General features: G+C 50.3%; 16 protein-coding genes. 11 read left to right on the top strand and 5 right to left on the bottom strand.

Annotated elements, in window-relative coordinates; translation table 11 throughout:
- Nucleotides 1–166: 166 nt before the first annotated feature.
- Nucleotides 167–1,693 (top strand): MFS transporter, encoded by a 1,527-nt coding sequence (locus tag A7983_RS12080; protein ID WP_005971770.1) that lies wholly within the window; start codon nt 167–169, stop codon nt 1,691–1,693.
- Nucleotides 1,694–1,873: 180 nt separating this feature from the next.
- Here A7983_RS12080 and A7983_RS12075 read toward each other — a convergent pair whose 3' ends face one another.
- The 3 genes from A7983_RS12075 to A7983_RS12065 form a co-directional block, all read right to left on the bottom strand.
- Entirely contained in the window at nt 1,874–2,884 is a 1,011-nt protein-coding gene (locus A7983_RS12075) for an AI-2E family transporter (RefSeq protein ID WP_005971767.1), read from the bottom strand.
- 182 nt (nt 2,885–3,066) lie between these two features.
- Entirely contained in the window at nt 3,067–4,014 is a 948-nt protein-coding gene (locus A7983_RS12070) for a FecR domain-containing protein (protein ID WP_005971764.1), read from the bottom strand.
- On the bottom strand, nt 4,011–4,535 hold the full coding sequence (locus tag A7983_RS12065; RefSeq protein ID WP_005971761.1) for a sigma-70 family RNA polymerase sigma factor: 525 nt from the start codon (nt 4,533–4,535) through the stop codon (nt 4,011–4,013). The genes A7983_RS12070 and A7983_RS12065 overlap by 4 nt, the downstream gene beginning before the upstream one ends.
- A gap of 582 nt (nt 4,536–5,117) precedes the next feature.
- Between A7983_RS12065 and A7983_RS12060 the strand changes: the two genes are divergently transcribed.
- The 9 genes from A7983_RS12060 (at nt 5,118) to A7983_RS12020 (ending at nt 12,581) form a co-directional block, all read left to right on the top strand.
- Nucleotides 5,118–5,456: a glycine dehydrogenase gene (locus tag A7983_RS12060; RefSeq protein WP_071531133.1), complete on the top strand. Its 339-nt coding sequence runs from the start codon at nt 5,118–5,120 to the stop codon at nt 5,454–5,456.
- Between the two features lie 10 nt (nt 5,457–5,466).
- Nucleotides 5,467–5,829 carry an SFCGS family glycine-rich protein gene (locus tag A7983_RS12055; protein ID WP_005971757.1) on the top strand — a complete coding sequence of 121 codons (363 nt, stop codon included), beginning with the start codon at nt 5,467–5,469 and terminating at the stop codon, nt 5,827–5,829.
- Between the two features lie 2 nt (nt 5,830–5,831).
- Nucleotides 5,832–6,128: a DUF4312 family protein gene (locus tag A7983_RS12050; protein WP_005971755.1), complete on the top strand. Its 297-nt coding sequence runs from the start codon at nt 5,832–5,834 to the stop codon at nt 6,126–6,128.
- Nucleotides 6,129–6,194: 66 nt separating this feature from the next.
- Nucleotides 6,195–6,971 (top strand): DUF4311 domain-containing protein, encoded by a 777-nt coding sequence (locus tag A7983_RS12045; RefSeq protein ID WP_005971753.1) that lies wholly within the window; start codon nt 6,195–6,197, stop codon nt 6,969–6,971.
- A 9-nt stretch (nt 6,972–6,980) separates the two neighbouring features.
- The gene (locus A7983_RS12040) at nt 6,981–7,622 is read left to right on the top strand and encodes a DUF4310 family protein (protein WP_005971751.1); all 642 of its coding nucleotides are present in this window, start codon (nt 6,981–6,983) and stop codon (nt 7,620–7,622) included.
- A gap of 42 nt (nt 7,623–7,664) precedes the next feature.
- On the top strand, nt 7,665–8,798 hold the full coding sequence (locus A7983_RS12035) for an amidohydrolase/deacetylase family metallohydrolase (protein ID WP_005971749.1): 1,134 nt from the start codon (nt 7,665–7,667) through the stop codon (nt 8,796–8,798).
- Complete coding sequence (locus tag A7983_RS12030; RefSeq protein ID WP_005971745.1) at nt 8,782–9,900, top strand: DgaE family pyridoxal phosphate-dependent ammonia lyase; 1,119 nt, start codon at nt 8,782–8,784, stop codon at nt 9,898–9,900. Before A7983_RS12035 ends, A7983_RS12030 begins: the two co-directional genes overlap by 17 nt.
- Nucleotides 9,897–10,634: a 2-dehydro-3-deoxy-phosphogluconate aldolase gene (gene dagF, locus A7983_RS12025; protein WP_005971742.1), complete on the top strand. Its 738-nt coding sequence runs from the start codon at nt 9,897–9,899 to the stop codon at nt 10,632–10,634. Before A7983_RS12030 ends, dagF begins: the two co-directional genes overlap by 4 nt.
- A gap of 36 nt (nt 10,635–10,670) precedes the next feature.
- Entirely contained in the window at nt 10,671–12,581 is a 1,911-nt protein-coding gene (locus A7983_RS12020; protein ID WP_005971738.1) for a BglG family transcription antiterminator, read from the top strand.
- 120 nt (nt 12,582–12,701) lie between these two features.
- Here A7983_RS12020 and A7983_RS12015 read toward each other — a convergent pair whose 3' ends face one another.
- Both A7983_RS12015 and A7983_RS12010 read right to left on the bottom strand, forming a co-directional pair.
- A complete protein-coding gene (locus tag A7983_RS12015; RefSeq protein ID WP_005971736.1) occupies nt 12,702–15,095 on the bottom strand; it encodes a TonB-dependent siderophore receptor in 2,394 nt (797 codons plus the stop codon).
- 725 nt (nt 15,096–15,820) lie between these two features.
- Nucleotides 15,821–16,213, bottom strand: a complete 393-nt coding sequence (locus A7983_RS12010; RefSeq protein WP_005971734.1) for a hypothetical protein — start codon at nt 16,211–16,213, stop codon at nt 15,821–15,823.
- Nucleotides 16,214–17,115: 902 nt separating this feature from the next.
- Between A7983_RS12010 and acs the strand changes: the two genes are divergently transcribed.
- A complete protein-coding gene (gene acs, locus A7983_RS12005) occupies nt 17,116–19,077 on the top strand; it encodes an acetate--CoA ligase (protein WP_005971731.1) in 1,962 nt (653 codons plus the stop codon).
- Nucleotides 19,078–19,116: the final 39 nt, after the last annotated feature.

Genomic DNA, 19,116 nt, shown 5'->3' with positions numbered 1-19,116 from the left:
AAAAGCAAATTAAAATATTTGATTTCATGATCAACCTGACAGATCGTCATTAAAAGCGCTCGAAAGCGTGATCGTCAGTTTACTTTCTTTTCAATAGAGCAAATTATAAAGAAATGATAGTTCAATTGAACTGAAATATTGTTTCATATTTGTAATTAGGCTGATCATGAATAAACCAATCTCTTTTAAACACACCTTCTGCTACGGCAGTGCAAACCTGCTTGGCAGTGGCGCGCTCGCTATCAGCGGCGCATGGCTGATGTACTTTTACACCACATTTTGTGGATTAACATTGGTTCAAGCTGCTGCTATTTTCTCCGTCGCCAGCATCATTGATGCTATCAGTAACCCGATCATGGGGTACATCAGCGATAACTTCTACAACACCCGTATTGGTCGCCGATTTGGACGCCGACGCTTCTTTATTTTGCTGGGTGCCCCTTTGGTTCTGGTCTACCCCATGCTGTGGGTTGAAGGCTTTGGCTTCTGGTACTATCTGGCGACATACGTGCTGTTCGAGCTGATTTATACCTCGATCATGGTGCCGTATGAAACGCTGGCTACCGAAATGACCTCTGACTTTAAACTGCGCTCTAAGCTGACAGGTTCTAAAGCCATTTTCGGTAAAATCGCCAACTTTCTGGCAGCATTCATTCCAGGACAGTTTATTGCCGTCTACGGTAAAGACTCTGCGACCCCCTTCTTCTACACCGGTCTGGTCTATGGTGCCATTATGTGTACTGCGATGATCGCACTGTATATGACATCCTGGGAGCGTCCGGTAAACGAAATCGTCCGTGAAAGCACATCCAGCCTGTGGCAGGCCATGAAAAAACTGAGCGTAGATATGGCCTCCACCTTCCGCCTGCGTATTTTCCGCAAGCATCTGGGGATGTACCTGTTTGGCTTCGGCGCTGAATGGCTTTTCGCTTCCGCATTTACCTACTTCATCGTCTTTGGCCTGAAACAGAATACGGCGCTGGTGTCACACCTCAACAGTTTCAGCTCGGTCATGCAGCTAATTTCTACCGCAGCCTTCATCGGTATTTGCGTGAAAATGGGCTTTGCACGGCCGTTCCGTCTGGCACTGATGGTGGTGATTGTCAGCGTATTGGCCTATGCCGCGCTCTATTTTGCGAACTGGTCAGAAGACATGACTATCTTCGTCCTGTTTGCCATTACCGCGGTATTTGGCTTGAGCACTGGCGGTATCTACTACATTCCCTGGACGGTTTATACCTTCCTGGCCGATGTGGATGAAGTCCTGACCGGACGTCGCCGTGAGGGTATTTACGCAGGTGCAATGACGTTTGCTGGCAAAATGGTACGTTCCGTCATTGTCTTCGCAATGGGCTGGACGCTGAGCCAATTCGGCTTTGTCTCTGGGCAATCTGTACAGCCGGAATCTGCCGTGCAGGCGATTGTTGGCGTGTTCTCACTGGGCGTTATCGCTCTGGCGCTGGTAGCAATTTACTACACGACGCAGATGAAGCTGGATCGTAAGAACCACGGCATTCTGCTAGAAGAGATTGCACGTATCAAAGCGGGTGGAGCCATTAGTGATATACCGCCTCATGCTCGCGCTGTTGCGGAAGAGTTGACGGGTTGGGAATATGAGAAGTGCTGGGGTAACAACCCGTTAGGTGTTCAGTCAGAAGAGACAAAACCACAGGTTGCGACGGCACAGCATTAATTGGAACCCGTCATCGATTGAAAACAGGCGGTTATTAAAAACCGCCATCAGTTAAAAGCGGCCATCACTTAAAAACAATCAGCCCAATCTTGTATTGGGCTGATTCATTTTGGTTTTTTGATTAGCTAAGTGAGCAAGACATAGCAGGCGATCGTCTCAATCACCTGCCGAAATGCAGGGTTAAATCAGCGCGGCTTCTTTCAATTCACTTTTCAGGTAGGCGTAGTATATCGGGGCGGCAATGACACCAGACAAGCCGAATGCCGCTTCAAATACCAACATCGCTAATAGGATTTCCCACGCATGTGCTTTAATCCTCGTCCCGACAATTTGTGCATTCAGGAAATACTCAAACTTGTGAATCAGCATCAAATACACCAGTGCAACCAACGCGATCGGCAACGAAAGGGATAAACCAGACAGAAAAACGATCGAGTTGGAAATCAGGTTACCGATAACCGGTAGCAAGCCAAAAACAAAGGTGAGCACCACCAGCGTTTTGGCAAACGGTAGATGAACACCGAACAGCGGCAGAGCACCAAGAATAAAAATAGCAGACAGCACTGTGTTAACCGCAGAAATTTTCACCTGGGCAAAAACAATATTGCGAAACGATGCCGACAGCAGCGAAACCCGACGTAGCAATTCCGCTTTCAGTAATGGTTTTTCCGTGTCCTGATCGACGTTATAAAGTGAGACTATCGCCCCAAGCACCATACCGATGAGCATTGTCACAAATCCATGCAGGAAACTTTTCCCCATGTTCTGCAACATCACAATGTGCGCCTGAACCCATTGCAACAACTCATGCTGAAGCTCTTCAATACTGACCGGCAGATACCCCGGCAAGTAGTGAACAATTTGCTGCTGGATGTCATTAAGGATATAGCCAATGCGCACGTTGAACGCGGCGGTATCCTTCATTTCTTGCATCAACAATCCGACCAAGCTGCCAAACAAGAGACTCAACAAACTGACTACCAGCGTGCTGATCACCGCAACCACAATCCAGCGGGCACGTTTACCGCTGATGACCCGTTGAAAATAGGGGGTCAGCAAATTGACAATTTCATACACCAAAAAACCGGCAATAAAGCAGGCCAGCAGGCGTAAAGGCAGCAATATAAACAAGCCACCCATAATAAAGAAAAAGCTCAGCAGGCGAGCTTGTTTCAGGTTCAGTAACTGCATGATGACATCCCGTATGAAGAGGCAACGCCGAGAATACCCTTTGTGGAGTATGCTACGCCTTTTTCGGCATCAACAGATTGATATATATGCGCTAGATTTATGTCTATTCTGCGAGTGATAACCAACCAGATAACAAACGAGGAGTATTTTTGGTGTTTTATCGGTGAAATACCAGCAGTGTTTTAGCTCGGACGGATATCAATCCACCAGGAAAAACGCGTTGTTACCTTCACGGGTAGCGTCCGTGTCACTGCATCAAGTAGGCGATCGGTCTCTTGTAGCGGAAAAACGCCCGAAATCCGTAGATTCGCAACAGCAGAATCTACATGAAAATACCCATTGTGATAGCGGGAAATTTCATTGATGAACTGCCCTAGCGGCATGCCATCCGCGACCAGTTGCCCCTTGCGCCAACTCTGGCGGAAACTCTCAGCGGGTGCGGGTTCGCTGCATTTGTCACGGGTAAAAATAACCTGCTGCCCTGCTATCACGCGCTGCGCGGCAGGCACTGCCGTTTGTAGCAAAACCTCACCGCGAAAAACAGAGAGCACGCTATGAGTGGACGTATAGCGTAGCGCCAATTGGCAAGAGTGCGCCGCGGCGGTGAGATCGCCATGCGGGGTGGTCAACCTGACTGCATGAGCTGTTTGGTTGTCCAGCATCAATTCACCTTTGATCAATTGAAACGTCAGCGGCTGAGACAACGCGGGGTCGCCCTGCTGATTCAATGCCGAATCCGTATTGAGCCAGAGGGTCATCCCCGTTTCGATGCTGAGCTCACGGGTTTCTCCCTTCCCGGTACGGTAATCCGCAGCATAGCTTTCCCACGGCAGGCTAAAACCTACGCCGCCAGTCATGCTCGCAATCACCAACAATTTGAGTATGCGTCGGCGTTCTTCACCCCGCTTGCTCAACACCGAAGAGGCTAATTGGCTGTCTACCGCATGGAAGCGAGCATGAACCTGTTCAACCTGCTGCCAGGCAAGCCGATGGGCTTCATCTTGATGTAACCAACGCTGCCATGTCTGGCGATCGTGTTCGGAACAGTCTTCGTCATACAGCGTGGCATACCACTCAGCGGCGGCATAAAGAACGTCTTTCGGAATAGAGGATGTGATAGAGGAAATCATAAGTCCTGACACAATAGACAATTCAGCATTGCCTGTGCCATATATTTTTTCACCATCCGCTCGGAAACGGCTAATTGTTCAGCCACCTGTCGGTAGGTCAGGCCGTCAAGATGAACCAATAGGAATGCCTGACGCACTTTCCCCGGCAACGTCGATAGCATCTGTTCGATGGCCAGCAACGCATCAACCGCCATCGCCTGCTGCTCTAACGAGGGCGAAAAGGTAAACTCTTGCTCTGCCAGCACCTGAAGGTAGGCATTTTCGATGTCTTTGCGTCGCCAGTGGTTCACCATCAGCCCGTGAGCCACGGTCGTCAGCCAGGCACGCGGCTCACGAATACGATCGGTCTGATGCTGGCAGATTAAACGTAGAAACGTATCCTGTGCCAGATCGGCAGCCTGCTGTGAACACCCCAAACGCCGACGCAACCATGCCTGTAACCAAGCATGGTGCTCATAATAAATCTGCTGAACGCTTAAGGTTTCAGGCTGATGGGGGCAGGCAACGGCAGGACTCTTCACGGCATTCGCTCAATGTGACAGCAATGAAATGATTTTCATTATCATTAAAAGCAAAGTCAACGACTATTCACGCCTATCGTGCTGATTACGGTAAAAAGGAGAGGGTTACATGGCGTGTGGTACAAAGAGAAAGAAGCTCAAAGACTAATGTCGATCGTTTAAGCATCGAGATACACAAAGCACCACGAGCAAGGTGTCCCTGCGGAAACCTCATCCCCATGTTTTTCCTAAAAATGAGCTTGAGCAGCCAGTATTCGGGAATACGGCATCGCATAGGGGAAATAGAAGAAGCGACAAACATTGGAGCCGAACCTAAAATCGACACCGTCAGCACAAAACACATAATTCACAGACAAATCAAAAAGTTAAAATTAACCTCCAATCACTTTCCTTCCGCATTTCTTCACATATCTCAGTCAATAAAATACGTATTTCGCCGTGGGATATCCCAGCCGGGCCGACTTCTGTGGCGTAGATCACTCAAGACATCCACCTTTCCACTTAGAAGTGGAAAATTACTCGCTACAAACTCTTAACGTCAAACGTTAGTTTTATACCAAGGCCATTAATGGGGTAAGACGAGTGAATAACGGAGCGGTAATGAACGACGTTGGAGATCGGGCGAAGCAAACAGCAACCCTCGCCGAGCGTATGCTGGCGCAAATTTATACCTTGCTAAGCCACCACGACATCACACCGAACGCAGTACAGCAACAGATGCTGACTTCTCATGTCCGCGCGATGGCTCATCGGTCCGTGACCGGCGAACCGCTGCCGGATGTGGACGCCAGCCTGTTTGACGAAATTTCGCCAGAGTCGATGGATCTTGCTCACGACGTGGTGGAGGAATTTGGCAACCTCCCAGAGGAAGAGGCCTGGCTGCTGTCAGTCCACTTTGAAGTAGCGAAAAACAACCTATAAGGAACGGAAGATGGAACAGATTACCGTCATCATTGGCGATCGTTTAGGCAAAGGCCAGAAAGTGGCAGCAGGTGTTGAAAAAGCAGGAGGCCGTGCGGTTGTCGTACCCGGTGTCGCGGCGGATATGAAGCTGGGCGATGTGATGAAAGCGGAAAACGCAACTTTCGGCATTTCATTTTGTGGTAGCGGCGGCGCTGGTGCTATCACGGCACAGAATAAGTACGGCTACAAAGCCAAGTACGGCATGCGCTCTGTTGAGGAGGGTGTCACCGCCATCAACGAAGGCTGCAACGTACTAGGATTCGGTTTTATGGATAAAGAAGAATTAGGCGAACGTCTGGTACTGGCGTGGCAAAAAAAGTACGGCGTATAACCATGAAAGAACAATTCACCACTACGGTCAGGGTTAAGGGAAAAGGTGACGCAAAAACGCGCGCCTTCGCCGATGCACTGAACCATGTTCAAGCCGCGGTGATGAAGGCGTCACCGCATATTTTACTGCGTATTGAACCACAGGATGTGCAGGTTGTTCATGCGCACGAAACGGCGCGTAAAGAGGCGTTTTTGTTCCTCTTTCTGCGTCGAGAAAGACGCACGTACAGCGTGGAGCTGGACGTTACCGTCAACGTGACCGCCATCAATCTCGATAAAGTGGATTTTGTCACGACATAACTCAACGCATATCCAGTTCTTCGCCCCCTTAGAGGGCGGATTTACAAGATAGAAGAGGGCTGACTGATGTTCTTAATCATACTAATAAAATCGCTCATCATTGGCGGCCTGGTTGGCGTCGGCGTTGGTGCAGGGGCTGCACGCATGTTTCATGCGCCGACCACTCAGGGAATGGGCGCATTTCGTACACTGGGCGAACTGAACTCTTGTGAAGGGGATCCGGCGTCACATTTCTCCTTCGGCCTGGGCTTCTTTTTTAACGCCTGGGCATCCTCCGTTGCGGCAGGTTCTTTCACTCAGGATGTTGACCACCGCATTATCCCAAACTGGGGCGCGGCGGCGTTGATGGTGAAAAACCGCAATGTTGGCGAAACCCTGCACGATCCAAAAAAGATGGCCATTGCTTGTGGTCTGATTGGCATGATCGTGGTGACTTTCCTTAATCTGACCGCCTCTTCCGTACCCGCAGCGCTACAGGTGACCGCCGTTAAGGTGCTGGTTCCCGCAGCCAATCTACTGGTGAATATCGTGATGCCAGTGATCTTCTGGCTAGCGGCAATTGACGCAGGCAAAAAATCCGGCTTCTGGGCTACCGTTTTCGGTGGTTCAGCACAACTGATTATGGGGAACGCCGTACCGGGACTGGTTCTGGGTATTCTGATTGGTAAAGGTGTGGAAGAAAGCGGCTGGAACCGCGTTACTAAAGTGATGATGACAGCCATTGTTGCGCTGTTCGTGCTGAGCGCCTTCTTCCGTGGTTTCGATCTGAAAGTGATCGCCTCCTTCAACCTGAGCGCGCCGAACTGGCTGGAGCTCATCCACAATTCGCTCAGCGGTAAATAAGGAAAGACGATGGAACAGAATAAAGGCTTTTGGTACGCCGACTGGTCATTCCCAATTTTCGTCGGCCTGCTCTCTTCCGGCGTCTTCGCCGGAACACATATGTATTACCTGTACGGTATTGGCGCGTTTAACGAAGTCGCGTTCGTATCAATGCTACGAGCCGGGATGGATACCGGTGTCTACGGTGCGGTAGCAGCGTTCGGGGCCAGCTTCCTGTTCGCCCGTATTATTGAAGGTTCGCTGGTGGGGATCCTCGATATCGGCGGCGCAATCCAGACCGGCGTGGGTCTCGGCGTTCCAGCACTACTGCTTGGTGCGGGGTTTGTGTTTCCGGTAGCGAACTTTGTTGCTTCTCTGGCGACAGGTCTGGTGATCGGTTTGGCGATTGGCTACCTGATTATTCTGGCTCGTAAATTTACTATCAACCAAAGCGACTCCACCTACGGTGCAGACGTGATGATGGGCGCGGGTAACGCCTCTGGTCGCTTCCTTGGCCCATTGATCATTCTCAGCGCGATGACGGCTTCAATTCCAATCGGCATCGGTTCTTTAGTCGGCGCACTACTGTTCTATCTCTGGCAAAAGCCGATCACCGGAGGCGCGATCTTGGGAGCGATGCTGCTGGGCTCCCTCTTCCCAATCGCCCTCTGACACACACGGGCACTGAGGTGCCCGTTACCACTGGAGATATGTATGTTTGATTTACTCCTGCGCCGGGCACGTTTGGCTGACGACACAGTAACGGATATTGCCATCAAATCGGGGAAAATCGTCGCATTGGGAGAGATCCACGGCCCAGCACTCAAAACCATCGACCTGCACGCAGCGCACTACGTGAGTGCCGGTTGGATCGATTCCCATGTGCACTGCTACCCGCACTCCCCTATCTACCATGACCAGCCAGACAGTGTGGGGATCGCCACAGGTGTAACCACAGTGATTGATGCCGGCAGCACCGGCGCTGATGACGTGGATGATTTTTACACCGTTACCCGCCAGGCAGTGACTGAGGTATACGCGCTGCTGAATATCTCTCGCGTAGGGCTTATCGCACAGAATGAACTGGCCAATATGGCAAATATTGATGCCGAGGCTGTGCGCAACGCGGTGAAGCGTCACCCCCATTTTATTGTCGGCCTGAAAGCACGTATGAGCAGTAGCGTGGTCGGCGAGAACGGTATCGCGCCTCTGGAGCGCGCAAAGGAAATTCAGAAAGCAAACGGCGAACTACCATTAATGGTACACATTGGTAACAACCCGCCGAACCTTGATGAAATTGCCGATCTGCTAACCACAGGGGACATCATTACTCACTGCTATAACGGCAAACCGAATCGTATTCTCACCCCTAGCGGTGAGCTGCGAGCATCGGTGGCGCGTGCGATTGCGCGCGGTGTGCGGCTGGATGTCGGACATGGCAGCGCCAGTTTCAGCTTTGCCGTGGCGCAGCAGGCGATTGCTTTGGGGATTTTGCCACAAACCATCAGTTCCGATATTTACTGTCGCAATCGCATCGATGGCCCAGTGCGAACGCTTGCAAACGTGATGTCCAAATTCCTCGCCATCGGCCTATCACTGCCACAGGTGATTGCCTGCGTGACCAACAATGCCGCCGCCGCCCTGCATCTGGAGTGTAAAGGTCAGCTTATCGTCGGTTATGACGCCGACCTGACGATCTTCGATCTCCGCAAACAACCAATACGATTTACCGATGCGGAAAACAACTGTTTGCAGGCTGACCAGTTACTGACGCCATTGGCCGCCATGCGTATGGGAAAAATCTATCTGACCGAACAAGGGAGTGCAGAACATGCCTTCGATTTATGAAAAGTACCAGTTAAAACGCGTCATCAATGCCTCGGGGCGCATGACCGCACTCGGTGTTTCCACGCCACGTCCAGACGTGGTGGATGCGGTATTAAGCGGCATGAACCACTACTTCGAAATGAAAGATCTGGTGAACAAAACCGGTGAATACATCGCCAGGTTGTTAGAGGTTGAAGGCGCAACCGTGGTGTCATGCGCATCGGCAGGAATTGCTCAATCTGTTGCGGCAGTGCTGGTACGCGACAGCGACTGGCTGCTGGAAAACTTGCACAGCACGGCGATAGATAACAACGAAATCGTGCTACCACGCGGCCATAACGTTAACTTCGGCGCACCAGTCAGCACCATGGTTGCGCTGGGCGGCGGCAAAGTAGTGGAAGCGGGCTACGCCAACGAGTGCTCCGCAGACCAACTGGCAGCGGCAATTTCGTCGCGCACAGCGGCGATCCTCTACATTAAATCCCACCATTGTGTACAAAAGAGCATGCTCAGTGTTGAACAGGCTGCTGCGGTAGCGCGCAAACACAACGTGCCGCTGATTGTCGATGCAGCAGCGGAAGAAGATTTACAGCGCTACTACCGTGCGGGAGCCGACCTGATTATTTACAGCGGTGCGAAAGCGATTGAAGGGCCAACCAGCGGGCTGGTGATCGGTAAAACACAATATGTGGAGTGGGTGAAACGCCAGACAGCAGGTATTGGCCGCGCAATGAAGGTAGGCAAAGAAGGCATCCTCGGCCTGACTTGCGCTATAGAGCACTACCTCAGCGCAAATAAAGAGAGCGGTACGGAAATGGTCGCCAAAATGACGCCGTTCCTTGAGCATCTCAATACCCTGAATGGCGTTAGCGCCCGTGTGGTGTGGGACAGCGCTGGGCGTGATATTGCCCGCAGCGAAATAAAATTTGATGAAGCCACTACCGGTATTGCCACTGCCGAGCTGGTTAGCGCTCTAAAACAAGGGGAATATGCTATCTACTTCCGTGGCTACAAAGCCAATGAAGGGATTATCGAAGCCGATGTACGCAGCGTGACGGCCGACCAGTTAGAGATCGTTTACCGCCGTATCGCCGAAGAATTGAACAAGGAGCACACCGCATGAAACTGACACCGAATTTTTACCATGACCGTATATGCCTGAATGTGCTGGCGGGTAGCAAAGAGAACGCCAGTGAGATTTACGACGCCGCCGAAGGGCATGTACTGGTCGGTGTGCTGTCAAAAAACTACCCGGATGTGGCAAGCGCCGTGGCGGATATGCGTGACTATGCCGAGCGTATCAATAACGCGCTCTCTATTGGCCTTGGTGCGGGCGATCCGAACCAATCGGCGATGGTCAGCCTCATCGCCCGTGAAGTACAGCCGCAACACGTCAACCAGGTATTTACCGGTGTGGCAACCAGCCGCGCACTGCTGGGCCAAAACGACACCGTGGTGAACGGACTGGTGTCACCGACCGGTACGCCAGGTCTGGTAAAAATTTCCACCGGGCCACTAAGCAGCCAGACAACGGACGGCATCGTGCCAATCGATACCGCTATTGCCCTGCTAAAAGATATGGGCGGTAGCTCGATTAAATACTTCCCGATGGGCGGCCTGAAATGCCGTGATGAGTATCAGGCCGTCGCTGAAGCCTGTGCGCGTAACGGGTTCTGGCTGGAGCCGACTGGCGGTATCGATCTGGATAACTATAGCGAGATCTTACAAATCGCTCTGGATGCAGGAGTCAGTAAAATCATTCCGCACATTTATAGCTCTATTATTGATAAGGTAAGCGGCGACACTCGTCCATCTGATGTTCGCCAACTGCTGGCAATGACCAAAGCGCGAGTGTAACGGGCTCAGGACTTAAGACTACGCGAGGAGACCGACGTGCGATTCCCTAACCAACGTTTAGCGCAACTGTTTATAATGTTGCAAAACGAGACACTGCCACAGGATGAGTTAGCACAACGGCTATCGGTGTCCACGCGTACCGTTCGAGCAGATATCACTGCATTAAACGCGCTGTTGGAACAACACGGTGCGCAGTTTATTCTGGCGCGTGGTAGCGGTTATCAGTTGAAAATCGACGATGAAACGCGTTACCAGACGTTACAAACCACCCGCTCGCGCGCACTGCGCATCCCCCGTAGCGGGCAGGAACGCGTGCAATATCTGGTGGTCAGGTTTCTAACCTCAGCGTTCTCCCTCAAACTTGAAGACCTGGCGGACGAATGGTTTGTCAGTCGTGCCACGTTGCAAAATGATATGACCGAAGTGCGGGAGAGACTCTCCCGCTACCAATTAATACTGGAGACGCGTCCGCGCCACGGTATGAAGTTGTTCGGCAGCGAAATGTCTCTGCGCGCCTGTCTGACCGATCTGCTATGGGAATTGACGCAACAGAACGCGAAAAGCCCGCTGCTCACTGAAGAAACGCTTAATCTGGGTGTACCGGAGGCGCTCGCTTCTATCCTGCATGATTGTTTTAGCCATCATCACATTCGCCTCACCGATGAGGGAGATTTGTTTATTCGCCTCTACTGTGCGGTGGCGATACGCCGCATCAGTGAAGGTTATCCCTTGTCGGAATTTAGCGCCGAAGATGGCGATGACAACGTGCGTGACGCAGCGAAAGATATTTCGGCAGCGTTGCAACAGTTGGCGGGGAAACCGCTGGCTGCCGCCGAAGAGCACTGGTTGCGGGTGCATATTGCCGGACGGCGCGTACAGGAACTCGTACCAAGCACCATCAGTGCCGATGACGATGAAACGCTAGTGAACTACATCCTCGACTATATCAACACGCACTATAACTACAACCTGCAAGATGATGTGCAACTGCACGCAGATTTGCTGACGCATATCAAGACCATGATCACCCGTGTACGTTACCAGATAATGATCCCTAACCCACTGTTGGATAACATCAAACAGCACTATCCGATGGCGTGGGATATGACGCTGGCGGCAGTCTCAAGCTGGGGAAAATACACACCATATGTAATCAGCGAAAACGAGATTGGTTTCCTGGTGTTGCATATCGGCGTAGGGCTTGAGCGGCATTACAACATCGGCTACCAGCGCCAACCACACGTGTTACTCGTGTGCGACGCCGGTAATGCAATGGTGCGGATGGTTGAGGCAGTGCTGGCGCGTAAGTATCCACAGATTATCGTTACGCGTACCGTGACTCTGCGCGAGTATGAACAGTGTGAGGACATCGTCGAAGATTTCGTGATTTCCACGGCACGCATTAGCGAAAAAGATAAACCGGTGGTCACCATCGCCCCGTTCCCTACCGACTACCAGTTAGAGCAAATCGGTAAGCGAGTGTTGGTGGATCGCACTCGCCCGTGGATGCTAGAGAAGTATTTCGACGCGACGCATTTCCGCATTATTGATGGCACGATCGATCAGCAAACGCTGTTTACTACCCTGTGCGATCAGCTCCGTGATGAAGGTTTTGTCGATACAACGTTCCTCGATTCGGTGGTCGAGCGTGAAGCGATTGTCAGCACTCTGTTCGGCGAAGGGATCGCGCTGCCGCATTCACTGGGACTGCTGGCGCAAAAAACCGTGGTCTACACCGTATTAGCCCCACAAGGGATCCAGTGGGGAGAAGAAACCGCATATGTGATCTTTTTGCTAGCGATTAGCAAGCGCGAGTATGAAGAGGCAATGGCTATCTACGACATCTTTGTCACCTTTCTGCGTGAACGCGCCACGACAAGATTGTGTGCCTGTACGGATTTTGCAGCATTCAAGACGCTAGCAATGGAATGTGTCAGCCGTTTTTGAGAGCGGTTCTCCCAAAAGGGCAAGGGGGGAACACGGCACCCGCCAGATGCCGCACTCCCGTTGTGAAACCGAAAAAATATTTTAAATAAAATACTGATGTCGGCCCCTTCAGCGTAACGATTACCAGCGATAGCTGACATTCGCGCTAACGTTACGGCCTTCGCCGTAGTAGCACCAGAAATCGCAAGCACTGACATACTCACGGTTTGTCAGGTTGGTGGCATTAACCTGCAAGCGCCAGTCTTTACTGAAATCATAGGCGATCATCGCATCCCATAATGTATAAGCAGGGACTTTCAAGTTTCGGCTTTCAATTTTATCGCCGAATGAACTCCCAACATAACGTACGCCGCTCCCAACCGTCAGCCCTTCGAGCGGGCCAGAGAAGGCATAGGTTGCCCATGCGGAAGCGCTATGTAATGGCAAGCCTGCCAGACGTTTTCCAACTTCCTCAACGGTGCCGGACTTCGTTGTCTCAACTTTGTTGTACGTGTAGTTGGCTGTCACCGAAAGGCCGGAATATACCTCACCGCTCAGCTCTAACTCGACACCACGAGAACGTGCTTCACCGGCTTGTACCCGGCGAATAGGGTTATTGATATCTGTGGTTAGGATATTTTCCTGATTCAGATTGAAAACAGCAGCAGATGCATAGCCATTAACCCCACTAGGGGTGTACTTAACACCAACCTCAGTTTGTTTGCCCATCGTCGGTTGATATTGCCGTCCTGATGCATCGTAATCGGCGATAGGCAGGAAAGATTCTGCATAGCTGATATAAGGAGAAACTCCGTTGTCAAACAGATAGATCACTCCCGCAGACTTCGTGAATTTGGAATCATCCGTCCGGGAATCAATCCCCATGATTTCATTTTGCGTACGTGATTTTGACTGGTCGTAACGCCCACCCAGCAAGAAGATCAAACGTTCATCATATTTGATCTGGTTCTGGATATAGTAACCATTCTGATGACGGCCGGAGCGATGGTAGGAAAGCTGATCGTCGCGCAGCATATAGTTGCCATAGACTGGGTTGAAAATATCAATCGGGTCATTAATGAACTGATACTGTGCTGAATTATAAGGTGATAAATCAGCATCGCGGCTTTGTGTATTGGCTCGGCGATAGTCAAAACCAAGCAGCAGGGTATTTTCAATACTTTCCCACTGCCATTCACCCACTAAACGGTTATCCGTAGCCCAGTTCTGCGCAAAACCATCGCGGTAGGTCAGCCCACGGCTGGCGCGACGTTCATCCACCATACCTATTGCATAGGCATTGCGCAGATCCAAATTCAGATAGGCGTAGTTTAGGTTCTGGTGGAACGTCCAGGTATCGTTGAAATGATGCGTGAACTCATAGCCCAGGTTGAACTGTCGGCTGTCGTGGCGGTTCATTCCCGGTTCACCCAGCGAGGTTCTATAGCCCACTTTGCCAAACGGCGTGCCCTGTAATGTGCCGTATGGCAGCTTAAAGCCGTTGGTAGTATCGGACTTCGTATCCATGTAGCTGGCTAACACGGTCAATTCCGTGTCTTCTCCGAGGAACGTGACGCTCGGTGCCAGATAAAAGCGCTTGCTCTTCGAGAAATCCATCTCGCCCGAGGTATCACGCGCCAGCGCGACAACCCGATACAGCACCGAACCGTCATCATTCAACGGACCTGCACTGTCGACGGCCAGATGGCGATAGTCATTAGAGCCATATTCCAGCTCCACTTTTCCCTGCGGCAAACGCGTTGGTCGTTTAGTGATGACGTTAACCAGGCCACCCGGCGGGTTTTGCCCGTACAGAACAGAAGCAGGGCCTTTCAGCACTTCGATACGCTCGACGCCAAATGGCTCAATCTGCTGACCATAGAACCCATCTTCATTCAGCGTAGCCAAGCCATTTTGGAACCGGGATTGATCGCTAAATCCACGAATCGTCACCCATTCGGCCTTATTATCCGGCCCGTATGGCGTAGCCAGAATGCCGCTGCTGTAGCGCAGCGCCTGATCGACCTTTTGCGCCCCACGCTCTTCGATCTGTTTCTCCGTGACAACAGCAACCGCACGCGGCGTCTCTGAAATCGGCACATCCAGCTTCATCGCGGTATTCGGTGGCGCAGTAACGACGATCCGATCGTTTTTAGCAGTAGCGGGCGCTGAAACTGGCACAGGTTCACTCGCCATGCGCTGTACTAGCGTCACGCTGCCATCGGTGCTGTATTGAGCACTGAGGCCACTGTTGTTGAGGATCTGCTGGAAACCCTGCTCAACGCTGTAGTTTCCCTGCAACCCCGGGCTGCGTTTACCTGCCACGAGTGCCGGATCGTATGAAAGTAATACGTCAGCCTGTTGGGCAAACTGGTTGAGCACCTGATTGAGCGGGCCGGACGACACCGCGTAGGGCCGGACAGGTGCCACAGTGGCAGCATAGACCACAGCCACTGGCAGCACTGAGGCAAACGATGCCCCAAGTACTCCGGCACGTAAAGTACGCGCCAACAGGTGGGTACGAAACTTAACCATTATTTATCCCCTATCGCATAAGAAACATTTGTTTTCAGAAGCTATGCCAATTGAGGAGGTAAAAAGGGGAACTAAAAATCGAAAAAAATTGAAATGATGTATTATGAATAAAAATAATTATGGGAAACACGTTATCAATAGTGATAACCCTGCCATTGCGAGTAAAAATGACGTTATTCTTAATCAAAATGTGCTATCTGGCAGCAAAGGTTATATTAGCTAGCCACATCAATAAGTAGACGAGAGTCTACTTATTGATGTGCTACCCCTTAAGGTTCTCAATACATTAAAAATTAAGAGATTTTTAAGAAAAAACTACCGTATTTAATAAACGGTTATGGTTAAAAGGATAATTCGCAAGCAAGTGCAAGCAGATAGAAAAAAAGCAGGATTAAATCGAAACGTTTCGCTGTTTATTTTAAAGAAGCATATTATATACAATAAAATAGTTAACTATTTATTTTAACTTGATTTTTCAAGTTTTCGTGGCAAATAGAAAATGTTTCTTATTCTCCATTCGCGGAAAATCAATGCTACCTTATTGTTTTACTAACCGTAACCGGCCGTGGGGAATAATCTAGCGCAATCGGTTGCATTGAGAAAAACGATACTATTGTTGGCAATAACAACGTTGTTAATAACAACAATTTTTCTTTTATCATTATTTTCTACTGGAAAATACGCGCGTCTACTCTTCTGGCCAGATAATCAACGATGATCCAAACTTATGATGCCAAATTTGTTGAAGGCTCAACCGTATCTTGGTTCAGGATCAACAAGGAAAGCACCCGATTTTCAACGTTCAGCTTAGAAAAAGACAGCGTGCTTAGCTGCTTTTTGGTAAAGCCATCAGACAACAGATCCGAAACCACGCGCGTACTCAACACGTTGGCATTCGTTATAAAGTCGTGATAGGCAAACTTAACATTGATAGGTAGCACATCATCAATTGAGACGGGCGTATTCATTTCAGCACGCAATCCAAAATGGGCGTTGAAGGCAGAATTCGCGCAGACGACTTTACATTTTTCGTCAATCACTGCAACAGCACGCCGATCATTCTGAACTGGTTGAGAAAGCATGCCTAAAATCTCATTCCGGCCAAATATCAGACTCATTGTTTCCTCTGCATCATGCTATGTAAAAAGATATCTCACAGCGCACCATGACCTCACGGCACGCCATTGATAAGCAATCAACCTACCGGAAAATAAAAGTTTTCCGGACTAATAGTGTTCCTACCTACCCTAGAAAATCACCTAACGAAAAGAGTGAATTTCGCTGACCGGAACCGTTTATCGGTTCTCAAGCTAGCGGGGCTCAAACACCTGCCGCCTTACTTTGCGTCAGTGATGTTGGGTATATCTATGTTATTTATTTTTGGAAACCGGATATTTCTGAATAAGACACAAAAATAACATTTTACTTTTCTTTTTTGTCAGCAGCTTGCTGAGCGGCATCTTTACTCTTTTTAAGGAGGCCTACGATTGTGCGATGAAGCCTACCTAGAGTGTAGATTATTCACACTTATCTGCTCGTTGATAATCGGATAAATCTACTTCATTAATAGCTACAGACAATTAACAAATAGAACGAAATCTCAACACATAGAACACACTTGAACACGCTAAATAGCTGGCCTGCGTAGGAATATACTCTGAACAGGATTTTTACTATCGGCTGAATAAGCGGGATCTTTATACCTTTTGATCGTAAAGGGCGATCAAAAACTTGATAACAATAGATATAATCTATTGAAAACAATGAATTGATCGTTAATGACATTATAACAGCATAGCTAATTCTGCCGTCTTCCATATTGTGACGTATATCACTTATCGCATTTTAGTTACCACAAAAAAACTGTCTGTTTTCTGAACTAAAAGACTACCTTTTAAGTAACGCCCCATTGCTTTTCCTGCATTGCGTGATCAATCGCGCAAAAAAGAAACAAAGATAACGAGTTAACTACAATTAACCATTATTTGACATAGCATTAACATGTTTAAGGAGAAGCGCTATGACACAACATAATAAACACGCCATTCCCGCCGCTATTGCGGAAAATGCACTGATTAATGCCCAGCAATACGAAAATATGTATCGGCTGTCCGTTGACGATCCCGCCACCTTTTGGGGTGAGCAGGGAAAGATCGTCGATTGGATCAAACCCTATGAAACGATCAAGAACACCTCATTCGACCCAGGCCACATCCGTATTCGCTGGTTTGAGGACGGTACGCTTAATGTGGCAGCAAACTGCCTGGACCGCCATCTGGCCGAGCGTGGCGATCAAACCGCCATTATTTGGGAAGGCGATGACGCAACAGAAAGTAAGAAAGTCACCTATCGAGAGCTGCACCAATCCGTGTGCCGCTTCGCCAATGTACTGAAGTCGCAAGGCGTCAAGAAAGGCGATGTCGTTGCCATTTATATGCCAATGGTGCCGGAAGCGGCGGTGGCAATGCTGGCCTGTGCCAGAATCGGCGCGATTCACTCGGTGATCTTCGGGGGCTTCTCTCCCGAAGCCATTTCCGGGCGTATCATCGACTCCAGCGCCAAACTCGTCATCACCGCCGATGAAGGCGTTCGCGCCGGGCGTGTGATTCCGCTGAAGAAGAATATTGATGAGGCGTTAAAGAACCCAAATGTCACCACTATTTCTAGCGTTATCGTTTTCCGTCGCACGGGAAAGAGCGGTGAATGGAAAGATGGGCGCGATCTGTGGTGGCACGATCTGGTAGAAAAAGCAGACGACCATTGCCCACCAGAAGAGATGAATGCAGAAGATCCGCTGTTTATCCTTTATACATCGGGTTCAACCGGCAAACCCAAAGGTGTATTGCATACCACTGGCGGCTATCTGGTTTACGCCGCACTAACCTTCAAGTATGTCTTCGACTACCATCCTGGTGACATCTACTGGTGTACGGCGGACGTTGGCTGGGTTACGGGGCATAGCTACCTGCTTTATGGCCCGCTGGCATGCGGCGCGATTACGCTGATGTTCGAAGGCGTACCAACCTGGCCGGACGCTAGTCGTATGGCGCAAGTTGTTGATAAGCATAAGGTCAATATTCTCTATACCGCCCCTACTGCAATCCGCGCGCTGATGGCCGAAGGTGACAAGGCTATCGAGGGCACATCACGTGAATCGCTCAGGATCATGGGGTCTGTCGGTGAGCCGATCAACCCGGAAGCCTGGGAGTGGTATTTCAACAAAATCGGCAATGGCAAATGCCCAATTGTCGATACCTGGTGGCAAACGGAAACGGGCGGCTTCATGATCACTCCGCTCCCCGGTGCAATCGAAGCGAAAGCCGGTTCCGCAACGCGTCCATTCTTCGGTGTACAACCTGCGCTAGTCGACAATCTCGGCAATCCACAGGAAGGCACCAACGAAGGCAATCTGGTGATTGTGGATTCCTGGCCAGGTCAGGCAAGGACGCTGTTTGGCGATCACGATCGCTTTGAGCAAACCTACTTTTCCACTTTCAAAGGCATGTATTTCAGCGGCGACGGCGCGCGCCGTGACGAGGATGGCTATTACTGGATCACGGGTCGTGTTGACGATGTGCTGAACGTTTCCGGCCACCGTCTGGGGACGGCAGAAATCGAGTCTGCGCTCGTTGCCCATCCTAAGATTGCCGAAGCGGCCGTAGTCGGTATCCCGCACCATATGAAAGGGCAGGCCATTTACGCCTATATCACACTAAACCACGGCGAAGAGCCGTCCAGCGAACTGTATACGGAAGTGCGCAACTGGGTGCGTAAGGAAATCGGCCCCATTGCCACACCGGACATCCTGCACTGGACTGACTCCTTACCGAAAACGCGATCCGGCAAAATTATGCGTCGTATTTTGCGTAAGATCGCCGCCGGTGACACCAGCAATCTGGGGGACACCTCAACGCTGGCCGATCCTGGCGTCGTCGAAAAACTGCTCGAAGAAAAGCAGGCCATGAGTACCGCCTCTCAATAGCTACCTGACCCACCGCTCTCTCCATTCCCGTAAGCCATG

The organism is Pectobacterium wasabiae CFBP 3304, assembly GCF_001742185.1.
Classification (GTDB): Bacteria; Pseudomonadota; Gammaproteobacteria; order Enterobacterales; family Enterobacteriaceae; genus Pectobacterium; species Pectobacterium wasabiae.
Note: the sequence above shows the minus strand (reverse complement) of the source record. Positions and strands in the feature narration are given on the sequence as shown.